The 5445-nt window shown below is 35.2% G+C and carries 3 protein-coding genes; 1 reads left to right on the top strand and 2 read right to left on the bottom strand.

Annotated elements, in window-relative coordinates:
- Nucleotides 1-263, bottom strand: a 263-nt coding sequence (locus tag RMR19_RS07515; RefSeq protein ID WP_331654669.1) for a putative ABC transporter permease, incomplete at its 3' end; no start/stop codon positions are given.
- A 147-nt stretch (nucleotides 264-410) separates the two neighbouring features.
- The gene (locus RMR19_RS07520; RefSeq protein ID WP_310602882.1) at nucleotides 411-3620 is read right to left on the bottom strand and encodes a DEAD/DEAH box helicase; all 3210 of its coding nucleotides are present in this window, start codon (nucleotides 3618-3620) and stop codon (nucleotides 411-413) included.
- 288 nt (nucleotides 3621-3908) lie between these two features.
- Here RMR19_RS07520 and RMR19_RS07525 point away from each other — a divergent pair.
- A partial coding sequence (locus RMR19_RS07525; RefSeq protein ID WP_310602883.1) for a SulP family inorganic anion transporter occupies nucleotides 3909-5445 on the top strand: 1537 nt, incomplete at its 3' end.

The following is a 5445-nucleotide window of genomic DNA, read 5'->3' on the forward strand; positions in this document are numbered from 1 at the left end:
ATTAGCGTAATTATAACAGCACCAAAACCATAAACAACACTAAATGGTCCTACTACCAAACTATGTCTGCTATAAATTCTGCCATGATACATCAGACACCACGCAAGCTCAAGGTAGTATCCTAATACACTTGATAAAAGAAATATCCAAAACAATCGATAAAAATGAATTCCATCTAATAAATTCATCTTTTCCGCACGTTTATTAAAGCTTTCTCTTCCTCTCTCAAGAAAAGTCGTTTGTTCCTTTTTCATTTGATTCATAAATCTCTTCCCCCAATTCCCTATTCACGTCAAGGTTCGACAGTAACTCTCGTGCCTTTTTCGACAGTAAGAAAATTATAACAAATCAACCTTAATAGTTTCTTTCAATTTTCTTAAAATTCTATTAAAATTGAGGAAAGATTTTCATTACTTAAAGATTTCTTCCAACTCTTCTCTTGATAAATGACTGATAAAGATTTCTTTGGATTGAATTACAGAATCCGATAACTCTTTTTTCTTTTTTTGTAACTTATAGATTTTCTCTTCAATCGTATCTTTTGTGATTAATTTGATTACTTGAACGGAATTCTTCTGCCCAATTCTGTAAACACGGTCAGTCGCTTGCTCTTCCACCGCTGGATTCCACCAAGGATCAAAGTGTATAACCGTATCTGCTCCAACAAGATTCAAACCAGTACCACCCGCTTTCAGTGATATTAAGAAGATATCTCGTTCTCCATCATTAAAGCGCTTAACTTGTTCCTTGCGTGTCTCAATACTTGTAGACCCTTCTAAGGAGAAGTATGTGAAGTCAGATTTCTTCAATTCCTCTTCTATCAAATGTAACATAGATGTAAACTGCGAGAAAATCAGCACTCTATGCCCTGCTCCAATAATATCTGGCAAGATTTCCATCAACAAATCCATCTTACCACTTCCACCTTTGTAATCCTCAACAAATGTCGATGGATGACAGCAAATTTGGCGAAGTCTTGTAAGTGCTGCAAGAATCTCAATTTTCTTTTTCTCAAATCCATTTTCCGCACTACCAAACAAATCATCTCGAATACTAGACATATAAGCAGCATATAATTTTCGTTGATTATCCGTCATCTCTGTCATATATTTCGTTTCAACCTTATCTGGCAACTCCGATAAAACTTCCTTTTTCATTCTTCGCAGAATAAATGGTTGAATATGACGGTTCAAATCTGCAAGAGCCTCTTCATTGCCCTCTCTTATAATCGGTTTTTCATAAACAGATTGAAACTTTGAGCTAGTAAACAGATAAAACGGCATAACAAAATCAAAAATTGACCATAGCTCCGACAAGCTATTCTCTATCGGTGTACCTGTTAAAGCAAACTTATGCTTTGCATGTATCGCCTTTACTGATTTTGCATTACGAGAATTTGCATTCTTAATAAATTGCGCCTCATCAATAAACATAGTATGGAATTGGATTCCTCCATACACTTCTATATCCCTTCTAATAAGCGGATACGAAGTAATAACAACATCTATATTCATTTCGTCTTTTACACTGTTTATAATAGCAGCACGTTCTTCTGGTGTGCCGATTACAATTGCTGTCTTTAAAAACGGTGCAAACTTCTCGATCTCTTCCTGCCAATTGTATATCAACGAAGATGGACACACAATTAGATATGGTCTTTCCTTGTTCGCCGCCATATATACAATAGACTGCAATGTCTTACCAAGACCCATATCGTCTGCAAGAATACCACCTAAGTTATTGTCTGCTAACGTACAGAGCCATTTAAAGCCTGTTACTTGATAGCTACGAAGACTTGCATTCACGTTCGCTGGAACATCATACTGATTTTCTTTTGGATTCATAATTTGGTTAACCAATTCACGAAACTCATCATTCACATCTGCATGAATGCTATCTTCCTCTTCAAGTACTTGATTTAGATATAATGCCGTATTCTTTGGTAGCAAAATAGCATTGCTATCCTTCAAATCCTTATAGGATACATTCATACGTTCCAGCAGATTTGCCGCTTTCTCCATATTCATTGTCTGAAGATTAATGAAATCGCCATTTTTAAGACGATAGTATTTTTTCTTCAAACGATAGGAATTAAACAAATCTTTCAATTCTTCTGCTGGAATATCTTCAAATTCAAACTGCATCTCTAGTAAATCAGATTCCGATTTTACTTTCAGATTTGTATTTAGATTTCCAACATTTCTTATATTAATCATTCGAAATGCTTCCGAATAGAATACTTCATATTTAGAAATCAAATCGTCTAATTTCTCTGTTAAGAATTCGTAAGCTTCTTCCTCTTTCTTAATTATGAAATAATCACGATTTGCCTCAAATCCAATCCCACTAAGATAATCGATAACGATATCTTCCTCCATTGGCTTTCGTACAATAATTGCTTCTGGGTGAGATGACTCATGTAGCGGATTAATCTTATATTCTCCATAGTAAAACTTGATATCTGCTCGAATATTCGATTTATATTTATCGAGATAAATCTCTGTTCGTAAAGGTTCATCAATATAGCGATTCTTAATTTCCTCTGGAACTTGAATCTCCATCGTTTGATGAATCTGTGGCAATACATATTCTAAGAACTTATGTTTATTCGTTCCTGTAAAATATAATGGCCCTTTCTCTTTACTAATACTACTAAAGAACGGCACGAAGTTTTTAATAAACTTCGGATTTGGCTGATACATCGCATGATGAAAGAATAGTAATTCTCCACTTTGTGTTACTGGTACAACACCATCATCTGATAATTGATTCATAATTAGAGCTTCCTCTTCTAAATCAATCTGATACTCAATTCTTGGATTTTTAAAATAAAACCTCACATCACGATACTCATTTCCATATAGATTCAAATGGAATGCATCTTTTCCTAATAGCGATAATAATTTCATTAACAAATATTTTGTCAATACCATCTGCGATTTTGAAAATACATTCGCATTATTAACACGTCCTAGTAATTCCTGTACCTCATATACCTCTACTAAAAAGTCCATGACTTTTTGCGAAGTTTCGTGAAATTTACTTTCCCCTTGTATATAACGGAATTCCTTCCCTAATACAATATCCTCTTTATTATAGTAATCGCTAATGAATTTCTTCAGACTCTGTACTTTATAAAATCGATTGCTCCCTACTTGTATTGATAGATATGCTTTACCAGTGTCCGATTTCATAATCGCTGGAACATAGATACACACCTTGATATTAAACGTTTCCCCTGGTAGATTGATTTCATCTTGACGCGAGAAGTAGTCAATTATATTAAACACATTCTTCTCATCAGGAGAAATACTCGCTTTTGCTTTTTTTCGGTTTTCATAATCTGCCACAAAAAGAAGCGTAGCTATCACATGTTTACAAGGTCCACTATACTTAAAACTTGCTGGACAATTACAGGAATAATTAAAAGAGTCTTCTTTATCTTGCGTTACCGTAACGATATAATCGGACTGTCCTTTCACAAATGCACGATATTGCTTATTGGCTTGTGACCAGGTGATATTCTTAACAGCACCATTCTGATAATAACGAATACCTCTGGCATAGGTCTGCTCGTCAGCCGCAATATTGCGTATTGCTGCTTTCGTTATATTTAACATACCGTTACCCCTTTCTAAAATCATTGCATGGCTATTCATGCGCTATCTTACTATTATACCACATATTTAACTTCTCTGTTCTCTCTATCTTTATTTTTTATTTAAAAAAACCAACAAATTATTTCTTCATCTCCTTATTGAATTTATAGATTTTTAATAAAATTTGTATAGTTTTTATCTTTTTCTTGAATTTCATATCCAACAAGCATAGAATTTTAGTTAGGATTGCCTCTCAAACTCAAGTTTCGGGAAACAACTTCAAATTAACGCGTAGGAGAAAAAAACAAAATGGACAAGTACAAACCCAAACTCCTTTCTGTGATGAAGCACTATGATAAACGTCAGTTCACAAAAGATGCAACTGCTGGTATTATCGTAGCAATCATTGCATTACCACTTTCTATCGCTTTTGCCTTAGGTTGTGGTGTTTCCGCAGAAAAGGGAATTTACTCAGCAATTATCTCAAGTATAATTGTCGCACTATTAGGTGGCAGTCGTGTGCAGATTACTGGCCCTACTGGTGCATTTATCATCATTATCCAAAGTATTATCAATCATTACGGACTTGATGGACTTATGATTGCAACCATCCTTGCAGGTATTATGCTTATACTTATGGGCATATTCCGATTAGGAAAATTGATTAAATTCATTCCCGCCCCTATTACAATCGGCTTCACTGGTGGTATCGCAGTAACCATCTTCACATTAGAAATGAAAGACTTTCTAGGTCTCTCATTTGACAAGATGCCAACAAACTTCTTTGGTAAATGGAATGCCTATCTTACCCATTTATCTGATGTAAATTACCAAAGTATTCTTCTCGGCCTACTTTGTATCCTCATACTTGTGTTATGGCCAAAAGTCCATACTATAATCCCAAATTCTCTTATTGCTATTATTGTTGGAACTTGTATTGCTTATTTTGCAAATCTTGATGTAAAAACACTTGGGGAAATTCCAAAGTCACTTTCATTTCCAACATTACCGGACTTATCCCTTGATGATATATTCGACTTGATGCAGCCAGCATTTACAATTGCAGTTCTTGTCGCTATGCAAGCTTTACTGTCCGCTGTTGTAACCGATGGCTTAACTTATAGCAAACATCGTTCCAACATGGAATTAATTGCACAAGGCGTTGCTAATATCGTCCTTGGCCTCTTTGGTTGCATCCCTGCTACAGGTGGTGTTGCAAGATCGATTTCTAATGCCAAAAATGGTGCTAAAACTCCAATCGCTGCTATCTTTCACGGACTTACCTTATTCTTGTTCCTAATGATTGGTATGCCATTAATCAAGCATGTACCATTATGTGTTTTAGCTGCCATCTTAATTGTTGTGTCCTATAACATGTTCAATGTTAAAGCGTTCTTATCTTATGCAAAAGCACCGAAAAGCGATATTGCTGTATTAATCTCTTCTTGCATACTTACATTTGCGTTTGATTTAGTTCTTGCTATCGAAATAGGAATGGTATTAGCATGTGGCTTATTCATGAAGCGAATGGCTGATGTTACGAATGTTAACAGTTGGAAATACATCGGAGACTCCGATGATATTGACGAAGATAATAATCCAGATAGTATACATTTAAAAAAAGTACCTTCACACACGCTTGTATTTGAACTAAACGGCCCTCTATTCTTCGGCGCTGCCGATAAGTTACTCTATATTCAAAACGAGCTTAGGAAAGATACCAAAGTTGTTATTCTTAGAATGCATGGTGTTCCCGCTGTTGATGTAACTGCTTTGAACACATTGCGAAAGATTCAATCTTCCTTCGAGAAAAAAGGAATCACACTTGTTCTTTCCCATGTATTAG

The sequence above is a fragment of the Anaerosporobacter sp. genome (genome assembly GCF_031551385.1).
Taxonomy (GTDB): Bacteria; Bacillota; Clostridia; order Lachnospirales; family Lachnospiraceae; genus Anaerosporobacter.

Excerpts from the sequence above, each read along its gene's own strand:
- RMR19_RS07520 (WP_310602882.1), bottom strand. The coding sequence starts at position 3,620 with ATGTTAAATATAACGAAAGCAGCAATACGCAATATTGCGGCTGACGAG.